Annotated in this window: 22 protein-coding genes; 18 read left to right on the top strand and 4 right to left on the bottom strand. The window is 64.1% G+C overall.

The window, feature by feature from the left end; all coding sequences use genetic code 11:
- Nucleotides 1-60 precede the first annotated feature (60 nt).
- Genes RH831_RS06730 through RH831_RS06700 form a run of 7 tightly spaced genes read left to right on the top strand, consistent with a single transcriptional unit; the run spans nucleotide 61 to nucleotide 7,740 of the window.
- Nucleotides 61-1,563: a FlaD/FlaE family flagellar protein gene (locus RH831_RS06730; protein WP_310553455.1), complete on the top strand. Its 1,503-nt coding sequence runs from the start codon at nucleotides 61-63 to the stop codon at nucleotides 1,561-1,563.
- Nucleotides 1,547-2,011: a fla cluster protein FlaF gene (locus tag RH831_RS06725; RefSeq protein ID WP_310553454.1), complete on the top strand. Its 465-nt coding sequence runs from the start codon at nucleotides 1,547-1,549 to the stop codon at nucleotides 2,009-2,011. Before RH831_RS06730 ends, RH831_RS06725 begins: the two co-directional genes overlap by 17 nt.
- Nucleotides 2,011-2,463: a flagellar protein G gene (locus RH831_RS06720; RefSeq protein WP_310553453.1), complete on the top strand. Its 453-nt coding sequence runs from the start codon at nucleotides 2,011-2,013 to the stop codon at nucleotides 2,461-2,463. The genes RH831_RS06725 and RH831_RS06720 overlap by 1 nt, the downstream gene beginning before the upstream one ends.
- Nucleotides 2,460-3,224: an ATPase domain-containing protein gene (locus tag RH831_RS06715; RefSeq protein ID WP_310553452.1), complete on the top strand. Its 765-nt coding sequence runs from the start codon at nucleotides 2,460-2,462 to the stop codon at nucleotides 3,222-3,224. Before RH831_RS06720 ends, RH831_RS06715 begins: the two co-directional genes overlap by 4 nt.
- Nucleotide 3,225: 1 nt before the next feature.
- Nucleotides 3,226-5,049 carry a type II/IV secretion system ATPase subunit gene (locus RH831_RS06710; protein ID WP_310553451.1) on the top strand — a complete coding sequence of 608 codons (1,824 nt, stop codon included), beginning with the start codon at nucleotides 3,226-3,228 and terminating at the stop codon, nucleotides 5,047-5,049.
- A 1-nt stretch (nucleotide 5,050) separates the two neighbouring features.
- Nucleotides 5,051-6,775: an archaellar assembly protein FlaJ gene (gene flaJ, locus RH831_RS06705; protein ID WP_310553450.1), complete on the top strand. Its 1,725-nt coding sequence runs from the start codon at nucleotides 5,051-5,053 to the stop codon at nucleotides 6,773-6,775.
- 47 nt (nucleotides 6,776-6,822) lie between these two features.
- Nucleotides 6,823-7,740: a MinD/ParA family protein gene (locus RH831_RS06700; protein WP_310553449.1), complete on the top strand. Its 918-nt coding sequence runs from the start codon at nucleotides 6,823-6,825 to the stop codon at nucleotides 7,738-7,740.
- 1 nt (nucleotide 7,741) lies between these two features.
- Here RH831_RS06700 and RH831_RS06695 read toward each other — a convergent pair whose 3' ends face one another.
- Nucleotides 7,742-8,032 carry a hypothetical protein gene (locus tag RH831_RS06695; RefSeq protein ID WP_310553448.1) on the bottom strand — a complete coding sequence of 97 codons (291 nt, stop codon included), beginning with the start codon at nucleotides 8,030-8,032 and terminating at the stop codon, nucleotides 7,742-7,744.
- 64 nt (nucleotides 8,033-8,096) lie between these two features.
- Entirely contained in the window at nucleotides 8,097-8,438 is a 342-nt protein-coding gene (locus RH831_RS06690; RefSeq protein WP_310553447.1) for a helix-turn-helix domain-containing protein, read from the bottom strand.
- A 128-nt stretch (nucleotides 8,439-8,566) separates the two neighbouring features.
- Here RH831_RS06690 and RH831_RS06685 point away from each other — a divergent pair, with 128 nt between their 5' ends.
- Together RH831_RS06685 and RH831_RS06680 are read left to right on the top strand one after the other, a co-directional pair.
- Nucleotides 8,567-8,968, top strand: coding sequence for a chemotaxis protein CheW (locus RH831_RS06685; RefSeq protein ID WP_310553446.1), 402 nt, complete (start codon nucleotides 8,567-8,569; stop codon nucleotides 8,966-8,968).
- A gap of 9 nt (nucleotides 8,969-8,977) precedes the next feature.
- Nucleotides 8,978-11,017: a glycine betaine ABC transporter substrate-binding protein gene (locus RH831_RS06680; protein WP_310553445.1), complete on the top strand. Its 2,040-nt coding sequence runs from the start codon at nucleotides 8,978-8,980 to the stop codon at nucleotides 11,015-11,017.
- Here the strand turns inward: RH831_RS06680 and RH831_RS06675 are convergent, their stop codons facing one another.
- Both RH831_RS06675 and RH831_RS06670 read right to left on the bottom strand, forming a co-directional pair.
- On the bottom strand, nucleotides 11,018-11,803 hold the full coding sequence (locus RH831_RS06675; RefSeq protein ID WP_310553444.1) for an MBL fold metallo-hydrolase: 786 nt from the start codon (nucleotides 11,801-11,803) through the stop codon (nucleotides 11,018-11,020).
- 8 nt (nucleotides 11,804-11,811) lie between these two features.
- The gene (locus RH831_RS06670; protein WP_310553443.1) at nucleotides 11,812-13,275 is read right to left on the bottom strand and encodes a hypothetical protein; all 1,464 of its coding nucleotides are present in this window, start codon (nucleotides 13,273-13,275) and stop codon (nucleotides 11,812-11,814) included.
- 134 nt (nucleotides 13,276-13,409) lie between these two features.
- Between RH831_RS06670 and RH831_RS06665 the strand changes: the two genes are divergently transcribed.
- From RH831_RS06665 to RH831_RS06625, 9 genes are all read left to right on the top strand, one after another.
- On the top strand, nucleotides 13,410-14,021 hold the full coding sequence (locus RH831_RS06665; RefSeq protein ID WP_310553442.1) for a hypothetical protein: 612 nt from the start codon (nucleotides 13,410-13,412) through the stop codon (nucleotides 14,019-14,021).
- Between the two features lie 66 nt (nucleotides 14,022-14,087).
- Nucleotides 14,088-14,642 carry a chemotaxis protein CheW gene (locus RH831_RS06660; protein ID WP_310554140.1) on the top strand — a complete coding sequence of 185 codons (555 nt, stop codon included), beginning with the start codon at nucleotides 14,088-14,090 and terminating at the stop codon, nucleotides 14,640-14,642.
- Between the two features lie 65 nt (nucleotides 14,643-14,707).
- Nucleotides 14,708-15,070 (top strand): chemotaxis protein CheY, encoded by a 363-nt coding sequence (gene cheY / locus RH831_RS06655; protein ID WP_070365228.1) that lies wholly within the window; start codon nucleotides 14,708-14,710, stop codon nucleotides 15,068-15,070.
- Nucleotides 15,067-16,104: a chemotaxis-specific protein-glutamate methyltransferase CheB gene (gene cheB / locus RH831_RS06650; RefSeq protein WP_310553441.1), complete on the top strand. Its 1,038-nt coding sequence runs from the start codon at nucleotides 15,067-15,069 to the stop codon at nucleotides 16,102-16,104. Before cheY ends, cheB begins: the two co-directional genes overlap by 4 nt.
- On the top strand, nucleotides 16,104-18,011 hold the full coding sequence (locus RH831_RS06645; RefSeq protein WP_310553440.1) for a chemotaxis protein CheA: 1,908 nt from the start codon (nucleotides 16,104-16,106) through the stop codon (nucleotides 18,009-18,011). Before cheB ends, RH831_RS06645 begins: the two co-directional genes overlap by 1 nt.
- 2 nt (nucleotides 18,012-18,013) lie before the next feature.
- The gene (locus tag RH831_RS06640; protein ID WP_310553439.1) at nucleotides 18,014-18,601 is read left to right on the top strand and encodes a chemotaxis protein CheC; all 588 of its coding nucleotides are present in this window, start codon (nucleotides 18,014-18,016) and stop codon (nucleotides 18,599-18,601) included.
- 1 nt (nucleotide 18,602) lies between these two features.
- Nucleotides 18,603-19,769, top strand: coding sequence for a chemotaxis protein CheC (locus RH831_RS06635; protein WP_310553438.1), 1,167 nt, complete (start codon nucleotides 18,603-18,605; stop codon nucleotides 19,767-19,769).
- Nucleotide 19,770: 1 nt separating this feature from the next.
- Nucleotides 19,771-20,247, top strand: a complete 477-nt coding sequence (locus tag RH831_RS06630) for a chemotaxis protein CheD (RefSeq protein WP_310553437.1) — start codon at nucleotides 19,771-19,773, stop codon at nucleotides 20,245-20,247.
- Entirely contained in the window at nucleotides 20,244-21,038 is a 795-nt protein-coding gene (locus tag RH831_RS06625; protein WP_310553436.1) for a protein-glutamate O-methyltransferase CheR, read from the top strand. The genes RH831_RS06630 and RH831_RS06625 overlap by 4 nt, the downstream gene beginning before the upstream one ends.
- Nucleotides 21,039-21,067: the final 29 nt, after the last annotated feature.

The raw sequence follows: 21,067 nt of genomic DNA, 5'->3' as shown, positions 1-21,067 counted from the left end.
TTATCAGATTCTATAGTTGGAGGCGAAGATTAATAGTACTCTACGCGTGAACTGGGACCAATGGTACTCGTCGATCTCGGCCCGATCCTTCCGGAGTTCCTCTCTTTGGGCCTCGTAGGTGTGGGCCTCGTGAGTTGGTTGGGCGATGACGGCGCCGACGACGTGGAAACAGAGGGCGAGGCCGGCGAGTTCGCCGAGGACGACTCGGATTTCGGGATGGACGAGGAGTTCGATGTCGACGGGTTCGACGACGACTTCGGCGGGATGGACGGGATGGACGAGGGGAACGGTGCGAGTTCCTCCGAACTCGAGAATCGGATCGAGGACCTGGAAAGCGAGATCGCGAACGTCTCCTCGACGGCCAACACCGTCCGCAGCGAGAACGAACAGATCAGCGAACAGGTCGACGACGTCGAAGAGAACGTCCGAAAGCTGCTCGAGATCTACGAGATGGTGACCCGCGGGGTCAACCCCTTCGTCGACGACGTGAGCCCCGATGCGGGCATGGGCGGGTCCGGGGATTTCGGGCTGTTCGGCGGCGATGAAGAGGAATCGGGCGCGGCGGAGGAGGAGGAAGACCTCGAATCGGACATCGCGGACGCCGAGGCCGAGGACTTCTTCGAGGACGATGCCTTCGACGACTTCGAGGAGGAGAGTTCCGACGCGACAGCGGAGACAGACGACGGAGACGGTTTCGACGACTTCGAAGCGGGGGCGTTCGACGAGGAACTCGGGGGCGAGGAAACCGAGTTCGACGATTTCGACGACCTGGAAGACGGGGAAGACGAAGCAATGACCGACGACGAAACCGACGATTCCGGCGGTGGCACGTCTTTCGAGGAACTGAAAGCCGAGTACGAATCGGGCGAGGCAGACTGGGCCGAAGAGACGGCCCTCGAAACAGAGGAGCCCACCGAGGCGGAGACGGATACAACCGAACCGGCCGCTGAAACTACCGAAGACGGGACAGAAGAAGCGGACCTCTTCCAGCAGGACGACCTGGCCGCGGGCGAGGAGACCGTCGGAGTCGGCGCGAAGAGCGAGCCCGAATCCACCACAGACCCAAGCGGGCCCGCTTCGGAGGCTGTCGATGCCGTCGACGACACAACGGCTGCCGGAGAATCAGTCGGGGACCCACAGCCAGACGACGAGGACGAGGCGGCCGGCGAGGGGGGCTTCCAGTTCGGGGCGGCGACCGCAGCCGACGCCGCCGATCAGCCACATCTCGTGGACCCGCCCGATGGCTACCTGGCCGACGTGCTCCTGCTGGAGTGGCTCGATTATCTGGTGAGCGAGTTCGACGCCCGGAACGCCATCCGGGCGATCAATCACTACGAACGGATCGGCTGGATCGGCGAGCCGATGCGCGATCACTGCATCGGGGTCCTCCAGGGAATCGCAGACGCGGAATACCCCTACCGGGACGAGTCGGGCCCCACGGATCTCACGATGGAGGATCACCGCCGGAGCCTCAGATATATCGAGGACCTGGGGACCGGCCACTTAGATCGTGCCTTCGGCGACCGCATCTCCACACTCAAGGGGGATGGGATTCAGCGTTAGCGGCGGGACGGCGATCATTCTCATCGCCGCCGTCGCCAGCGCCGGCATGCTCTACACCACGGCGTACAACGGCTACGAGAGCGTACAGGACGCAAGCGAGATCGAATCCGCAAGTGACCTGCAGCGAGCGAACACCGAGGTCGAAATCGTGAACGTGACCCACGACACCAGCGTCTCACCGGACGCGATCACGGTGACGGTGCGAAACGACGGGACGAACACCCTGTCGGTCACAGACACGGACCTCCTGCTAAACGGTACCTACCAGATCAACACGACCCGAACCGTCAGTACCGACGATGGCACGCTCACCGCAGGCACGGACGGGACCGATCTCTGGCAACCACGGGAGGAGCTGACGATCTCGGTCCGGGAGGACCACTCCGAACCGATCACCGTAAAAGTCGTGACCGGGCCAGGGGTCACAGCCACGGAGGGCTACCCCTAATGGCGATCGTCTCCTCGGAGACGCTCATCCTGTTCATCGCAGCCGTGCTCGTGGCGGGAAGCGTCGCGGGCGCGATGACCGGCGGGGTGAGCCAGCTAAGTGAGGCCCTCGACGACCGGAGCCTCGATGTGAGCCAGGAGATCCGCACGGATATCGAGGTCATCAGCGATCCGGGGAGCGGCCAGGTCTACGACGATGGGACGAACACCGTCACACTCCTCCTCAAGAACACCGGCTCGAACACCCTCTCGACGGATCCGACCACGGTCGATACGGTGATCGACGGCCAGTACCGAACCGACCAATCGATCGAGGTCCTTGATGCCGCCCAGTGGGAGCCGGGGTCGGTCGCCCGACTCACCGTCTCGAATGTCTCCCTGGGAGCGGACACCGACCACCGCGTCGTGTTGAACGTCAACGGCAACCGCGAACGCTTTGACTTCCGAACATGAGCCAACACCAACGCCTCTACTCGCTCGGCCTGGACGAACGCGATCGGCTCAACAACGAACTCGGCGGCGGGATCCCCCGGGGGAGCATCGTCCTCGTGGAAGGCGACTATGGGGCGGGCAAGAGCGCGCTGAGCCAGCGACTGGCCTACGGGCTGTGTGACCAAAATGTCTCCGTGACCCTGCTCTCGACCGAACTCACGGTCACAGGTTTCATCGACCAGATGCACTCCCTTTCCTACGGCGTCGAGGAACACCTGCTCGACGAACGGCTCCTCTTTCTCCACGCGGACGTGGACACGGGTGGCAACGCCCTCAGAGGCGGGGCCAAAGACGACACGAACCGGAAAAAGCTGCTCAAGCGGCTGATGGAGGCCGAGGGGATGTGGGAGGCCGAAGTGGTGATCATCGACACCTTCGACGCCATCCTCCGCAACGATCCGAACTTCGAGGCCCTGGTCCGCCAGAACGAGGAGCGACAGGCGGCCCTGGAGATCATCTCCTTCTTCCGGGACATCGTCACCCAGGGGAAGGTCATCGTCCTCACCGTCGACCCCTCGACGGTGGACGAGGAGGCGATCGGCCCCTTCCGGTCGATCGCCGACGTGTTCCTGGAACTCCAGATGGCCGAGGTCGGCAACGACGTCCGGCGGTCGATCCAGGTGCGGCGGTTTGCCGGAATGGGCGAACAGGTCGGTGACTCGATCGGGTTCTCGGTTCGATCGGGCACCGGAATCGTCATCGAGAGCCGGAGCGTGGCCTAAAATGCCGGATCACGGCTCTCGCGAACTGGGACACGAACTGCGCGAAGCAGCGGGGCGACATCCCCACCTTCGGGAGTACCTCCAGCGGTTCAAACAGTTCACCGGCGAGTTCCCGGAGTACATCGAGGAGCCAAGTGGTGAATGGGAGGCCGAGAAGCCAAACGTCCTCTACAACGTCGGCGGCCCGATCTTCTGTCACGTCTACGGCGACGTGGGAAAAGACACCAAGTACCACACCATCGAGCCGGAACTCTCCGGCCCCGAACAGGCCGTCTTCGACGACGTGCGGACTCGCATCCTGGAGAAGTCCGTCCAGCACCCCGCTCCCGAGGCCGAGTCGGAGTACACAGACCGGATCGAGGAGTTGCTGGAGGGGACGGTTCGAATCGGCGAGGCGGCCGGTGGTGGGCTCTTGGCGCGGCTCAAAACAGCCGCGCCGGATCGGCTCACCCGGGACTCGCGCGGCCAGATCTCACTCGATGTGGACGTCGAGGCGACCCTCCCGAGCGGGCTGGTCAGTAATGCGAAAGCCGCCGCCGGGCGGCCCGGACGGACCCTCCAGGAAACCGTCGAGAAGTCCCTCGGAATGGGACGAATTCCGGTTTCGGAGACGACCTACGACACGATCCGCTACCGACTCAACCGCGACATCGTGGGGTTGGGACCGCTCGAACCCGTGATGCGGGACCCGTACAACGAGGACATCCACGTCATCGGCCCCCACCAGACCTACGTCGACCACGGGACCTACGGCCTGTTGCCAACGACCGTGGACTTCGGCGATTCGGCGGAGTTCGACAACTGGCTGCGGAACATCGGCGAGCGGATGGGCGATCCGGTCTCGGACTCGGACCCGATCGTGGACTCCACGCTCCCGGATGGCTCCCGTATCAACATCATCTATTCGAGTGACGTGAGTCTCAAAGGCCCCTCGCTCACCATCCGTCAGGGCGATGAGGTCCCGCTCTCGGTCGGGCAGATAACCAAGTGGGGCACGCTCTCCCCGGAACTGGCGGCCTATCTCTGGCTCTGTCTGGAGAACGAACAGACGGTCTTCGTGGTCGGGGAGACCGCCTCGGGCAAGACGACGACGCTGAACGCGATCACGGCCTTCATTCCCCGGGACTCGAAGATCTATACCGCCGAGGACACCGCGGAGGTCCTGCCGCCACACGACACCTGGCAACAGCTCCTGACCCGGGAGGGACAGGGCGAAAACAGCGCCGACGTGGACATGTTCGACCTGGTTGCGGCGGCGCTGCGGTCCCGCCCGGACTACATCATCGTGGGTGAGGTTCGAGGGGCCGAGGGTCGGATGGCCTTCCAGGCCGCCCAGACGGGCCACCCGGTCATGTTGACCTTCCACGCCAGCGACATCGTCTCGATGATCCAGCGGTTCACTGGGGAACCGATCAACGTCCCGGAGACGTTCATGGACAACGCCGACGTGGCGCTGTTCCAGAACCGGGTGAAACAGGGCGACGACGTGCTTCGCCGGGTCACCAGCGTTCAGGAGATCGAGGGCTACTCGAAGGAGATGGGCGGGGTCGTGACCCGCCAGGCCTTCTACTGGGACCCCGTCGAGGACGAGATCGTCTTCCAGGGGCGAAACAACTCGTATGTGCTCGAAGAGCAGATCGCGACGCTGCTGGGGTACGAGGACACCCGCGAGATCTACGACGAGATGGACTTCCGCACCGAGATCATCGAACGCATCATCCAGGAGGACCTGATCGGCTATCACGACTTCAACGACGTCGTCGCCGCGTTCCAGCGGGACGGCGTCGAGGGCCTCCCCTTCACGATGGCCCGACGGGACCTCTGAGATGGCGACTGAATCCGAGGCGGACGTTTCCTTCGAGCTCTCCACCCTGCTCGTGTCCATCAGGGACGCCTACCGCCAGATGGAGATCCCGGTCTCCCGCTATGTGGGGGCTATTCTCCTCCCCGGGGCCCTCTTCTTCCTGCTCACGATCGTGGCTGCGATCGTTTTGGAGATGCCACTTTTCGTCCGGCTCCCCATGCCGGCGCTGGGGCTTTTGATCGTCGTGGCGGCCTTCATCTACCCCAAACTCCGACTGGATCAGCGTCGAAAGCGGATGGAGGAAGTCTTTCATCTGTACGTGACCCACATGACGGTGCTCTCGACGACGAACATCGATCGGGTAGAGGTCTTCCGGCGGATCGCCGCCACGGACGACTACGGCCCGCTCTCCGAGGAGACCCGTCGGATCGTTCAGCTCGTCGATACCTGGAACCAGAGCCTGGACGACGCCTGCCGGATGCGGGCGAAAAAAGTCCCCAGCGACGCAGTCTCCGATTTCTTCGATCGGCTCTCCTACACGATCAACGCCGGGGAGAGCCTCTCGAATTATCTGGTGAGCGAGCAGTCGGCGATCATCCAGAACTACACGACCATCTACGAGGGCCAACTGGAGAACCTGGAGGTCATGAAAGACCTGTACCTCTCGATGATCCTCTCGGTCACCTTCGCGCTGGTCTTTGGCACCGTGCTGCCGATCATCTCCGGGACCGACCCCACGATCACGGTCTCGGCCGTCGTCGTGATGTACTCGTTCATTCAGCTGGGCTTTCTCTACGCGATCTACACCGTCTCGCCGACGGACCCGGTCTGGCACGTGCCCGACCATCGGACGACACCCACGGAGCGACGCATGCGACGGGCGGTCCTCGTGGGTGGGTCGCTGTCCATCCTTGCGATCGCTGCCACGCTCGCGGTGATGCTCGGGGCGACCGGGATCGACCCAGACGCCGTGCCGCTGCCGATCTACGCCGCATTCCCGACGACACCGCTGCTGATCCCGGGGTTGGTCGCCCGACAGGAGGAAGGAGACATCAAAGATCGAGACAGCGAGTACGTGAGTTTCATTCGCGCGCTCGGATCGAGCGAGACCGCCCAGCAGACCACCACGACGGCGGTTTTGGAGGGGCTCCGCGAGAAGGACTTCGGCCCCTTGACCGAGAACGTCGATGATCTCTACACCCGCCTGAAAATGCGGCTCTCCCCCGAGGAGGCCTGGCGGTTTTTCACCGCCGACGCCCACTCCTACCTCATCCAGAAGTTCAGCGAGATGTACCTCGTCGGACGACAGATGGGCGGGGATCCCAAACATCTCGGGGAGCTTATAAGCGAGAACATGAACGAGGTGCTCCAGTTGAGAGAGCGCCGAAGCCAGTCGACGATGACCCTGATCGGTGTCCTCTATGGGATCTCCGCCGCGGCCACGTTTGCCTTCTTCATCGGGCTGGGGATCGTCGATCAGCTCTCGGGGCTGTCAGCCGGCCTCGCCTCGACGGGGAGTTTCGACTTCGACTCGCTCATCCACACGGAGGTGTACGACGTCGACCTGATCGAGTACCTGCTCACCCTGACCGTGTTGATCAACGCCCTCATCTCCGCTTTCATGGTCCGGGTCGTCGATGGCGGACACACGGTGAACGCGTACATGCACTTCGTGGCACTCACGTGGTTGACCGCGATCATCGGAGCCGGAACGCTGGAACTCGTTGGCACCCTGTTGGGGATCTGATCGCAGCAGGCACACTTATGTATGGAACACGGAAAACACAGGACAGCATGCCGGGCGCGGACGCCGAAGGCTACGCCCTCGCGGTCGCCTCCGGGAAGGGTGGCGTCGGCAAGACGACGACGGCGGTGAACCTCGGTGCGGCCCTCGCCGGGGACTACCGCGTCGCGGTCGTGGACGTCGATCTGGGGATGGCGAATCTGGGCGCGATGGTTGGGCTCACCCAGCCCGAAGCGACGATCCACGACGTACTCGCCGAGCGAGCCCCGCTTTCCGCCGCGCTTCACGAGGCTCGCGGGCTCACGGTCGTTCCTGGGGCGACCGACCTGCGCGAGTACGCCGACGCGGGAACGGACTCCCTCGAAGCGATTATCGCCCAACTCAAATCGGCGTTCGACGTGGTCGTCCTCGACGCCGGGGCCGGGTTGAGCGACGACGTCGCTGCGGCGCTCGATGTAGCAGACGGCGTCCTCCTGGTCACGACCGCGGAACTGCACTCCCTGACCGACGCGTCCAAGACGGGCGAACTCGTCGAGCGGCTGGAAGTGCCCGTCGTCGGGGCTGTCCTCACTGGGACGGGCTCCGGTTCCTTCGACGACGTGGAGGGACTCGCGACGGCCCTCGGAACCACCGGCTCGGTGACGGTCAGCGTCCCGGCCGACAGCGAAGTTCAAAGGAGCATTCGAACGGGCGTTCCAGTCGTCTTCGAGAACGAGTCCACGCCGGCAGCCGTCGCCTACAGACGCCTCGCGGCTTCGCTCGCGGAGACACTTGAATTCGGCGAGGACTCACCGAGGGATCCCGGTGGATTCGAGTGGGTCGATCCAGAAAGTGGGGCGGAGATCGACGAGGAACCCGGTCCGGTCATGGAAGTCCCACTCGAGACGCTCATCGACGAAGCCGGACTCGAAAACGAAGCGGATCGAACCCAGCTTCTCGGTCGGGTCCGGTCCTGGTTCGGACGATGAATTAGTTGCGCGAGACGATGCTGTACATGACGAAGAGAAACCCAACGGTCGTGATGGCGTAGTTGACCGTCAGGAGACCAACCACGTGTGAGTAATCGCCGAGGAACGTACTGATTGTCGTCCCAAGCGCGGCGGCGACGATGAGGACGAACCCGATCGACAGGTGGAGCATCGCGGGCTGTCGGATGTCGGCGTAGGCCTGAATGGCGAGCGCGACGACCGAGAGACCAGCGAGGGCGAGTGTCCCGCTGAAGACGGCATAGAGGGCCTCGATAAGTGTTATGGGGGCCACGGTACACGCTGAAGTCCCTGGAACTGGCACTTAAATTTTGCCCGCCGATTTCAATTTTCAATAATCAGGCCTGGTCGCGTAAATCCGACCACACGTCGACGAGGTTGTTTTTGGCCTCCGTCCGCCGGGTCAGATCCAGTTCGCAGTCACCGTTCCCGAAGGAAACCGCAATCTCGTCGATCTTGCGACGGTAGACTTTGGTCCGACGACCCTCATCCGAGAACTCCTGGCCCTCGAGGGCCAGCAAATCGTGGTCCTGCAGCTCCTCGATTCGGCGATAGGAGGTTGCGATCGGAATATCTAGTTCCTCCGAAAGGTCCTGTGCGGACTTCGGCTTGTGGGTTGCCCGAAGTATCTGGGCGTTGTACTTGTTTCCAAGGACACGCAACACCGCCTCCGGATCCATCACTTGACGACAAATCATGGGGGTGGCAAAAGAGTACCGGCGTTATTCCGTGGGAAAATGTGCTGACAGTTACCAGTCAACGGCCCAAGCCCCAATCCTTATTCGGTTCCGGTATGAGCAGATTGATAATGAGTAACGAAGATACAAGTGTCCTCGAATTTTCGCTGGGAGACGACCGATATTGCATCGACATCACACAGGTCGAAGAGATCGTCGACGCCGACGAGGAGATCACGGCCGTCCCGAACGCGGCTCCGGAAGTCGAGGGTGTCGTGGACCTCCGCGGAGAGACGACCACGATCGTCGATCCGACGGTCGCCCTGGATCTGGATGCGACCACCAGCGGCCAGCGGATCGTCGTCCTGGCGGACGAAGACGGGACCGGCCTCCTCATCGACGACGTTCACCAGGTGCTGTCGGTCACGTCGGCAGGCGTCGACGAGTCGACCAGTTCGGCGACCACACGCGGAGTCATCAGAGTGGATGATCGGTTCGTGGTCTGGGTCGAGCCGTCGGCGCTACTCGGTTGAAAGACACACATGAACGCGACATCAACGACAGACACCGACCGGGAGGAGCCCAGGGACGACCGACACGAAGCGATCGGCGAGATCCAGTCCGTACTCCGGGCCATGGCCGAGGGAGACTTCACGGCCCGACCGACCGTCTCGCCGGACGATCCGGAACTCGCCGAGACGGTATCGCTGCTGGATACTGTCGCCGAATCCCTCGAACACACCTTCGCGACCGTGGACCGCTTTGCCGGGGACGTCACCGACACGAGCCAGGAGGCGACCCGCGGCATCGAGGACGTCCGCCAGGAGAGCCAGGTCGTCCGCCAGTCGACCGAGACGATCAGCGACGCCACCGACGAACAGGAGGCCAACGTCGAGGCCGTCTCCGCGGAGATGGCAAACGTCTCGGCAACCATCGAGGAGGTCACTGCGACGGCCGACGACGTGGCCGATCAGTCCGAGCGGATGGCCGAGCGTGGCGAAGAAGGCGGCCAGGCCGCCGAGCGGGCCGTTGAGGAACTCGATCAGATCGAAACGGGCGTCTCCGGGGCCCGTGAGACCGCCGAACACCTCACGGATCAGACCGCCGAGATCGACGAAGTCGTCGAGTTCATCGCTGACATCGCCGATCAGACCAACCTGCTCGCGCTGAACGCCTCCATCGAGGCCGCCCGGGCGGGCGAGGCCGGGGACGGCTTTGCTGTGGTCGCCGAGGAGATCAAGTCCCTCGCGGAGGAGACCCAGGAGGCGACCGACGAGATCGGGAGCCTGCTGACCGACGTTCACAGCCACGCCGAGGACACCGCGGCAGAACTCGACGCGACGGCCGAGAACGTCTCCAGCGGGATCGAGACCGTCGAGGGAGCCCTCCAGTCACTGGAGCAGATCGCCGAGCAGGCCACGGAGACCAACGTCGGGGTTCAGGAGATCAACGACGCGACCGCCGAACAGGCAGAAGCGGCCCAGCAGGTCTCACAGATGGCCGACGAACTCTACGACCTCGCCCAGCAGACCACCGACGAGACCGACAGCGTCGTCCAGGCCATGGAGTCCCAGGAGGGCGAGTTCGCCGCGATCGGTCACGACGTGAAGACCCTCTCCGCGCAGGCGACCGTGCTCGAAGAGCAACTCGGCGGGTACGAGTACCGGAACGTCCAGGGGGTCACAACGCTCGACTCGGAGACCCGCGAGAGTGTCGCGGCGGCCGAGTCCACCCCGATCGTCATCGGCTCCAAGCCCTTCACCGCGAACAAGATCCTCGCCTATCTCGCCTACGAACTCCTCGAAGCCGAAACCGACCTCTCGCCGGTCGATCAGGTGGGGACCGGTGTCACCGAGGAGAACTTCCGACAGCTACGGAACGGCGATCTGGACCTTTACTGGGAGTACACCGGCACGATCTACGGGGAGTTCCTCGACCGAACCGAGTCCATTACGGACACCCACAAGCTCTACGAGACGGCCAAGCAGGGAATCGAGTCGACCTACCAACTCACGTACGGCGAGCGGGCGACTCACAACAACACCTACGGCATCCTCGCGCCCCGGGTCTGGTGTGAGGAGACGGGTGTTCACTCCCTGGACGACCTGGCGACCTACGCCAACGACCACGACGGCGAGCTCAACGCCGTCGTCGGGCCGGACTTCCGGGACCGGGACGACGGCTGGCGCGGCCTGCTTGAGACCCACGGTTTCGAGCCCGAGGTTCAGGATGCAGTCTGGGAGCGAACAGAGACGATCGACGCCTCGGAGGAGCGCTACGAGATGATCGGCCGGTCGACGGTCGATGTGACCATGGGGCTGACCGTGGACGCCCTCATCGACATCCACGACCTGGAGGAACTCGACGACCGGCGACAGTTCTTCCCGATCTACAACCCGGCACCGCTGGTTCGAAACGACCTGGTCCGCTCCCATCCCGAGGTCATGGACGTTCTCAACCGGATCGGACCCACCTTCGAGGACGTCTCGGAGATGCGTCGGCTGGTCAGACAGGTCGATATCGGGAAACGCCATCCCCGCGTGGTGGCCCACGAGTACCTCGAAACGGCTGGGCTGCGCTGATCAGACCTCGATCGTGGACCCGACACCCACGTGCTCGTAGGCTTCGGAGAACCGCTCGGCGAAGATCCGCTCGCCCACGTGACCGGTGCAGTGAGAGGGCGCGAAGAGATCGAGTCGATCGCCGATCCAGTCGGCGATCTCCCGGATCTCCGCGGGGCTCGATCCGACCAGGTGTGTCCCGCCGATGACGGCCCGAACTTGCTCGCCGGTCACCGCTTCTGCGTGTTCGATCGTGTTCCGCAACCCCGCGTGACAGCAGCCACAGACGAGCGCGGTACCATTCGCCATCTCCACCGCCAGTGACTGGTCGTCCGCGATCTGGTCGGCCACGCGGGAGCCGTCCGAACGAACCGTCGTCCCGAGCGGATTGTCGGGATGGGGGCGAGGGACCTCCCCGAGGGCGTGAATTCCTGGGGCGACCTCGACCGGCCCTTCGTGGGTGTGGATTTCGACGTCGGCTGCCAGTCGCGCCCGCCGATACGGGAGCCCGATGTACGTCCCGTCCTGGAACTTCGGATCGAACGCATCGGGATGGGCGTACACGGTTTCGGCTCCGTCGAGAAACGCCGGCAAGCCGCCGGTGTGATCGTAGTGACCATGGCTCAATACGATCTGCTCGTAGCTCGTCTCCAGCCCGAGCCGACGGGCGTTTTCGACGGCTTCGCCGGTCTGACCCGTGTCGAAGAGCACGTCCCCAACGACCGCTGCAAAACCGTGTTCGGCCCGCAAACCCATCGGTCGGGTCCCGACGACCCGGTCGTCCATCAAGATCTGGACCGTGGTCATCGACTCAGTCACCCGAAGACGTCCGAAAGCTGGTCACGCCACTCCTGGACGGCCTCGAGTTCCGCTTCGAGGGCGTCGACCTGCTCGGACAGGGATTCGAGTTCGAGTTGCGTGGACTCCACCTCATCGACCCGTTCGTCGAGCGCCTCGAGATCTCCACGCAACCGTTCGATCTGCTCGGCCACGCCGGCGATGGCCTCGACGGTGTCCGTGAGGTTCTCCAGGTGCTCGTTCATCGTGTCCCGGTCAGTCTCGGCCACATCGAGTCGCTCCTCCACGTGAGCCAGGTCCGCGCCCAGGGAGTTGATTTCTGCCTCCAGGTCCGAGAGTACCTGCTGTGCGCCGCCGTTGTCGTCGATGAACTCTTCTAAGGCATCCGAGTAGGCCTCCAGGTCCGAGAGCCGGGTCTGGAGGTGTTCGATCCGAACGCGATCGCTCGGCGACTCGGTCCGGACCGCCTCGCGGATCGTCGCCAAAGCGTCCTGGTCGACGGTTCCGGCCTCGATCTCTTCGGCGAGCGCGGTGGCGATCGACTCGGTTTCTGTCTCGGGCTCCATTGGTGTTTCGGGGGTAGGGTCGGTGGGTTGGTCCGCGGCGGCGTCGGCTTCCACTGGTTCCGCGTCGGCGTCCGCCGCCGGCTGAGTCGGTTCCTCGGGGACAGTCGCCTCGAGGCCCTCGTCCGGGGCCGACGTTTCGGTCGGTTCGTCCGCCGTCTCGGCTGTCGGTTCGACGTCGTCCGTCTGGGCCGCCGTATCCGTCTCCGGGTCGGTCTCGCCGGCGGTAGTTTCGGGGTCGGTCTCGTCCGAATCAGCTTCTGACTCAGTCTCGTCAGCCTCCGCCCACATCTCCGCCGGGGCGGCCTCGGATTCCGCGACGGTCTCCTCGATCAGTCCAGCAACCGTCCTGCGGGCCGCTTCCTCGGCTTCGACTGGTTCCGTGCCGGGTTCGTCCCCGGATTTCTCGCCAGGTTCGTCACCGGTGGTCTCCTCGGCCAGTCCAGGGACGCTCTCTCGATCCCCCCGGGCCAACTCCCTGACGAGTTCGGAGCTCTCGGCAGGGACGACGCCGTCTGCCTCCATCTCCGCCTCCGCTTCAGGTTCCGGTTCGGAGCCGTCCGCCGGAGTGCCTGCGTTCACCTCGACAGTCGGCTTTTCGAGGAAGCGTGTCGGCTCGGTGTCGGCGGCCATTCTGATACCATAGAGCGTGGTGAAACTCGCGTCCGATTCGACGGTGCGTTCGAATCGGACTTCACCATTCCCGGTGGCAGTCCAGTCCTCGCTCCCGTACTCAGGGTGGAACCCGATCTGCTCGATCCCGAAGTCCTCGGGGATCGTATCCGTAATCGTCAACTCGACCGGCTCCGTCCGGGTCGACTCGACCGCGAAGGTCACGGCGGGGACCGGGAACTCCTCGGCGTCGAAGGACTTGGTCACCGTGACGCCGTCGGTCACGACGACTGTTTCCTCGTTCACGGGGGCCACCTCACGTTGTGTTCCATGCCCTGTTTTGGGAGGATAATCCACTTAAAACGCCCGGCACCCCTCTCGATTTTGAGAACGACGTAGCCCGGGGTGGATTTATGACCCTGAGCACCAAAGGTCGCTGTATGGACCCGCCTCGGGATCAGGAGGAGATGCCGGACGACTCAGTTCTCACGCCCGAGGACCTGGATTTCAGGGAGGAAGAGGAAGTGGCGGAACTGGACGAGAGCCGGTTCGTCATCGGGGCGGAAGGTCGACCCGACGTCGACAGATCCACGATAGAAACGGCACCCGAAGGTGATCGCCACCGGTCGACCCCGGACACCGAAGCACCGACGAAAAAGACGACTCAGCAGGGGTCCGCGGGGACCGAGTTCCAGGAGCTACGGGGGAGTGACGTCAAACGCTGGATCGGCGCGAACCTGCGTCGAACCGACAGCCAGTACGCCTACCGGCTCGCGGCCAAGACGGGCGAGAACGTGAGCCATCAGCAACTTGCCTCCGACGACATCGGAATGGCCTTCGACGGCCTGCTCATGTGGTACGCCCAACAGGTCGGGGACGGAACGGCGGTCGAGGACACCCTTGGGATCTTGCTCTCGGAGTCGAACGTCCGCGTTCGCTACCCAGTCACGGGCCTGCTGGCGTACCTCGAGGAACACGACCTCGACCCCGAGGATTCGATCGGCGACCTCCTGGAGACGGTTCGGGAGCACGACGGCCTGGTCTTCCCCTGACTTTCGATTTTGATAGCTACCGCGAAACAATTATACGCCACTCTGCCGGTGATTGGGACAGTGACGATGACCGCCACCGATTCCGACACCGCGATGGCCCCCGAGAAGCGCGAGGAGACTGCCGCGGAACCAGCCACGGAGGTGGTCGAGTTCACGCTCGGAGCCGAACGCTGTGCGATCGACATCGACGCGGTCGACAGCATCGTCGAGCCAAAACAGATCACCAGAGTCCCGCGGGCCCCCGAGGCGGTCGAGGGTGTGATGGATCTCCGGGGGGAGACCACAGCCGTGGTGGACCCGACGCTGTTCCTCGCAATCGAGGACGATGGGACGGCCGAGAACATCCTGGTCCTGGATCGCGACGGCGACAAGCAGAAGATCGGGATCCGGGTCGGGTCCGTCGAGGAGGTCACCGGCTACCCACCCGCACAGATCGATCGGAACGGCGATCTGGCGGGCATCCAGACCAGCGCGATCGAGGCCGACCTCGTCCAGGGCGTGCTCCGAAAGCACCTCGGAGAGGTGGACGAGGATGGGGTCCCTGAGGACATCTCGCTGGTGCTCTGGCTGGACATCGCCCGACTGATCGATGCGATCTCGACTGACGGGCCGGGTGCCTGACCGACAATCATATCTGATAACGGACGGGGTGACTTTATAGTACCCCTTCTACTAACTGGCTACGTATGGCACAGGACGTGCTTCTCGTTGATGACTCGGAGTTCATGCGGAATCTCCTTCGCGAGATCCTGGAAGGCGAACTGGAGATCGTCGGCGAGGCGGAGAACGGCGTCGAAGCCGTCGAGATGTACAAGGAGCACCACCCGGACCTGGTGATGATGGACATCGTGATGCCGATCCGCGACGGGATCGAGGCGACGGCGGCCATCAAGGACGCCGACGCCGGCGCTCACGTCATCATGTGCACGTCCATCGGACAGGAGGAGAAGATGAAAAAGGCAGTCAAGGCGGGCGCGGACGGGTACATCACCAAACCGTTCCAGAAGCCCAGCGTGATGGACGCCATCGAGGACGTCCTCGCGGCATGACACGCGTCCTGGTCGTGGACGACTCGCATTTCATGCGGACGGTCATCACCGACATCCTCGAGGACGCCGGGCTGACCGTCGTCGCCCAGGCCGCAAACGGTCGCGAGGCGGTCGAACTCGTCGCCGACCACGATCCCGACGTCGTCACGATGGACGTCGAGATGCCCGAGATGAACGGCATCGAGGCGGTCGAGGCGATCATGGACCGGGACCCGGTCCCGATCATGATGCTCTCGGCGCTGACGACCGACGGGGCCGACGCCACGCTTGAGGCCATGGAGAAAGGCGCCGTCGACTTCTTCGCGAAGCCGAGTGGGACCATCTCGACTGACCTCTCCGCCCACGCCGAGGCACTGGTTCGCACCGTCGAGTCGGTCGCCCAATCCGATCCGACCGCACAGGCGATTTCGACGAGCCAGCGATCGGCGGCCGATCGCGAGGGGGGCTACGTCGACCATCCGACCCTCGTGATTGGGGCCTCGACCGGTGGCCCGAACGTCGTGGAGTCGATTCTCGCGGGTCTCCCGCGTGCCGCCGACTTCCGGGTCCTCGTGGTCCAGCACATGCCCGATCAGTTCACCGGGCGATTCGCGAAGCGACTGGACGGGCGGTCGGCCTACGACGTCAGAGAAGCGAGTGACGGGGACCGAATCGGAGGCGGCGAGGCACTGATCGCGAAAGGCGACTACCACATGGTCGTGAGCGGCTATAGCAGTGGTCGGCTCCGGGTGCGACTCGAACAGTCCGCGCCCGTCCACTCCGTGCGGCCGGCCATCGACGTGACCATGGAGTCCGTCGCCGAGACGATCGACGATCCCGTCACCGCCGTCGTCCTGACGGGCATGGGCTCGGACGGAGCGGCGGGGGTCGAGGCGATCGACGCCATCGGCGGCCAGGTGTTGGCACAGGACGAGGAAACGAGCGCGGTCTTCGGCATTCCCGGCCGAGCCATCGAGACCGGTTGTGTCGACGAGGTGTACCCGGCGGACGAACTCGTCGACGCCGTTCTCGACACCATACGGGACCGAACCTGATGGAAGACTATCTCGAAGAATTCGTCCGCGAGGGCGAAGACCACGTCACCGAGCTGAACAACGCGCTGCTCACCCTCGAGAGCGACCCCGAGGATGACGGGGCCATGGACCGGATCTTCCGGACGGCCCACACCCTGAAGGGCAACTTCGGAGCAATGGGCTTCGAGGACGCCTCGGACCTCGCCCACGCCGTCGAGGACCTCCTCGACGCGATGCGCCAGGGCGAGATTGCGGTCACCGCCGACCGGATGGACCACATCTTCGCCGGCGTCGACGAGATCGAGGCCTGTCTCGACGAGATCGAGGCCGCCGGTGAGGTCACTCGAAACGTGCGGCCGACGATCACGGACCTCAGAGCGGTCCTTGAGAAGGCCGACGAGCCGGCGACCGGGACGGCTGCCCAGGAATCGACCACCGAGGACGTCGCCTTCGATCCAGCGACACTGGACGCCGACGGCGATCGGGTGGTACAGGCAACAGTGGAGATGGCCGACTCGGAGATGCCCGGCGTCGACGCGATGTTCGTTCTGGAGGACATCCAGGAGACCTTCGACGTTCTCGGGGCCGTCCCCGAGATCGACGCGATCGAGGACGGCGAGTACGACGAGGACTTCGCACTGGCACTCGCGACAGACGCCGGCGACGTCGCCTCGGTGATCGCGGAAAACGGGGACGTCACGAACGTCACCGTCCAGGAACTCGACACCGAGAGCGCCGGAAGCGAGACGGAGACGACAGCGGCGGACGCTGGCGGGTCGGGCACGGACTCGGTCGGCGAGATCCAATCGGTCCGCGTGAACGTCGACCAGCTCGACGAGCTCCACGGCCTGGTCGAACAGCTGGTGACCACCCGGATCAAGCTCCGCCGGAGCGTCGGAGCGAACGACCGCCGGACCGAAGAGGAACTCGACGATCTGGACAAGATCACCTCGAACCTCCAGGACACCGTGATGGACATGCGGCTGGTCCCGATGAAGAAGATCGTCGGGAAGTTTCCCCGACTGGTCCGGGATCTCGCCCGCGAGGAGGACAAACAGGTCGAGTTCACGATCGAGGGTGACGACGTCGAACTCGATCGCACGATCCTCACCGAGATCAGCGACCCGCTGATGCACATTCTGCGGAATGCAGTCGACCACGGGATCGAGCCCCCCGAGAAGCGCGAAGCCGCCGGCAAGGACCCGACTGGCTCCATCACGCTCCGGGCCGAGCGCGAGCGGGACCGGGTGAAGATCCAGGTGATCGACGACGGCCAGGGCGTCGATCACGACGCGGTTCGAACGAAAGCCGTCGAGAAGGGCATTCTCGACAGTGCAGAGGCGGCGGACCTGGCGGAAGACGAGGTGGCCGAGCTGATCTTCCACTCCGGGTTCTCGACCACGGAGGAGGTAACAGACGTCAGCGGGCGCGGGGTCGGGATGGACGTTGTCAACGACACCGTCAGGCGACTCGATGGCTCGGTGTCGGTCACGAGCGACCCGGGCGAGGGGACGACCGTGACACTCACCCTGCCGGTGACCGTCGCCATCGTGAAGGTGCTGTTCGTGGAGTCCGGCGGGGAGAAATACGGCATCCCGATCAAGACCATCGACGAGATCAGCCGGATGCGCCCGCTCAAGCAGGTCGACGGCGAGGAAGTGGTCACCTACGACGACACGGTCTATCCGCTCGTGCGCCTGGGGAGGGCCCTCGACGTGCCCGGAGAGACACGCAACGGGGACGGCATGCTCGTCAAGATCCGGGACACGGAACGCCAGGTGGCCCTGCACTGTGACGCCGTCCAGGGACAGGAGGAGGTCGTCGTCAAGCCCTTCGAGGGCATCCTGAGCGGCATTCCGGGCCTCTCCGGGGCGGCGGTCCTCGGGGAGGGCGACGTGGTGACCATCCTCGACGTGGCGACACTCTGATCATGTCCACGAAGATCGACATCAGGCGGCTCAGGGACGTGAACCGGCTCGCCAAGGCCGGTGCCGAGACGGTCGCGGAACATCTGACCCAGCTCACCGGCGTCGAGACGGAGATGCAGATCACGAAGATCAATGTGCTTGACATCGAGGATCTGGGGGCACATCTGGGCCGGGAGCGGGTCGTTGGTGTCAACGTGCCCCTGCTCGAACACCCACACGGGTCGGTACTGATCCTCTTCGAGGATGAGAGCGCGAAAAAACTGGCTCACTCGATGCTCGGGAGCGAACCGAGCGGCGGCCCAACCTACTCGGAGATGGAACGATCGGCGATCAAGGAAGTCGGCAACATCATGACCAGTGGCTTCATCGACGGCTGGGCGAACGTCCTCGGGCGAACCATCGACATCTCGACACCCCAACTGCTGCGAGCCGAGGGCGACACGATCGTCGAGCACAGCGTCGAGGCTGGCAAACACGAGATCGCACTGGTCTTCGACTCGACCCTTGAGGCCCCGGATGTCGACGTCGAGGCGACCATCTACACGTTCCCGAACATCGAGGAGTTCGTGGAACTCATCAACTCGATCTGACATGCGTGTGGATCTCGCCTCCCTTGGCACCTTCAACCGGATCGGAACCGCCGGTGCGACAACGGCTGCTGAGGCCCTTGCCACCCTGACCGACGCCGAGACCTTCGTCGAAACGACCAAGGTCAACTTCGCCCCGATCGACTCGATCGACGCCCTGGTCGCCGATTTCGAGACGGCGATTGCCGTCGAGTACGAGGGCGGACTGGAGGGGCACGCACTCCTGGTCTTCGACGGCGAAAGCGCCGATTTCGTGCTTTCCGAACTGGCTGGAACCGGTCCGGACCCGGACCCCGCCTACCTCAACGAGGTCGGGAACATTTTGACCAGCAGCTTCGTCGATGGGTGGGCCGAGCAGCTCGCCGAGACCATCGACATCTCCACCCCGACGACGATCGAGGACCCGACCCAGCGGGTTCCCGATGCGGACCTGGCGGAATTCTCCTTCGTCTTCGAGAGCCAGATCGAGGTCGGAACTGGCCACGAATGCCGGTTCTACCTGCTCCCGGACCCGACGAGCTTCCTCGAGATGCTCCAGGAGGCAGCCGCCGACGCCAGCGACTCGGCGGTGTCGGTTCAGGAGCTCTCGACGTTCATCCGGTTGACCGCCGCCGGGGCCGAGACCGTCGCCGAGAACCTGGAAGCGATGACCGGCCTGGCGACCGACGTCGCGGTCACCCATCTCGATTTCGTCCCCATCAAGGACGTCTCCGGGGCGGTCGACGAGTCGGAGTACGTCGGCACGGTCTTCGAGTTCTCCGGGGTGATGGACGGCTTTCTCGCGGTCCTCTTCGAGGCCGAACACGCGAGGACGGTCACCGAGGCCCTGGTGCCGGGAGACGCCACCGACGAGGGCATCCAGCGGAGTGCGATCGAGGAGATCGGGAACATCACGGCCAGCGGGTTCATCGACGGGTGGGCCAACGCCCTGGGGACGACCATCGATCACTCGGTGCCGGACTTCGTCGACGATCTGGGCCAGGCCGTCCTGGAGTCCGTCGCGGTCCAGCTCGGCCGCAACCAGGAGTTCGCCTACGTCTTCGACGTGGCGATCACCGCCGAAGACCCGCTTACCTGCCGGCTCTTTGCCTTCCCCGACGCCGACGGGTTCCAGTCGGTCATCTCGGCACTCGACGAGGATCTGGACGTCTCGACTGTGGAGCGTGTCTGAAATGCAGACACGGGGGGAGCGGATCCGGGTTGGCGTGGCTGACATGGCGGTGACCGACGAGCCACGACAGATCGTGACCAGTGGGCTGGGTTCCTGTGTGGCCGTCGCCATCCACGACGGCGATGGGATCGGCGGCCTGCTGCATGCAATGCTCCCGACCCTCCCAGCCGCTGAGGAACCGACGCCGAAGTACGTCGATTCGGGGATCGAGCTGTTGACAGCCGAACTGGAGTCCCTCGGTGCCGACCCGAAAGCACTGACAGCGAAGCTGACCGGCGGCTCGTCGATGCTCGACATCGGGACCGACGAACCGATCGGCGACACGAACGTCTCGGCCGCCCGAACAGCCCTCACCGAGGCAGAGATCGACCTTGCCGCCGAAGAGACTGGGGGCAGCTCGGGCCGCTCCGTGTCGTTTCACCCGGCGACCGGAGCCCTGACGATCGAACGGGTGGACGCGGAGACGACAGTGCTATGAACGCTTTCGAAGACCTCATCACGTACATCGAATCGGAGACGAGTTTCGCATCGAGTTACTACGACGAGTCCTACCTCGACCGACGGATCTCAGCCCGCATGCGGCGGACCAAATCCGAGGACTACGGGGCGTACTTCGACCTGCTCAAACGAGACGAGGACGAGCGGGCCGAGCTGCTCGATACGCTCTCGGTCAACGTCACGAGTTTCTTCCGGGACGAGAAGGTCTGGCACGCACTCAGGGAGGTCGTTCAGGACCTCGCAGCGACAAACCGGTCGGTCGACATCTGGAGTGCGGCGTGTGCGGACGGCCGCGAACCGTACTCCCTCGCGATGTTGGCCCTCGACGCCGGGCTCTCGCCACGGTCGGTCGACGTTCTCGCGACCGACATCGACGAGAACGCCCTGGATCGGGCCCGCCAGGGCGTCTATCAGAGCACCCGGACGACCGACCTCGAAGACCAGCTTTCCTTCCTCGATGATCCCCTGGAATACGTCTCCCAGGACGGGGACCGAATCGCACTCACAGAGCGGGTGAAAGACCTCATCAGCTTCGAGCGCCACGATCTGATCACCGGCGATCCAAAATCGGGCTTCGACCTCGTGCTCTGTCGAAACGTCTGTATCTATCTCGACAGCGAGTACAAACACCCGATCCTGGAGACCGTCAGCGAGTCCCTCAGGCCGGGTGGCTATCTCGTCCTCGGCCAGACCGAAACGATCCCGCCGGACATCAAAGCACGGTTCGAGGCCGCCGACCCGCGGCTTCGGATCTATCGACTGATCGAGTGATCTAAGAGCCCGCCGTCCCAGGATTTGAT

The organism is Halodesulfurarchaeum sp. HSR-GB (assembly GCF_031432215.1).
GTDB lineage: Archaea > Halobacteriota > Halobacteria > Halobacteriales > Halobacteriaceae > Halodesulfurarchaeum.
Note: the sequence above shows the minus strand (reverse complement) of the source record. Positions and strands in the feature narration are given on the sequence as shown.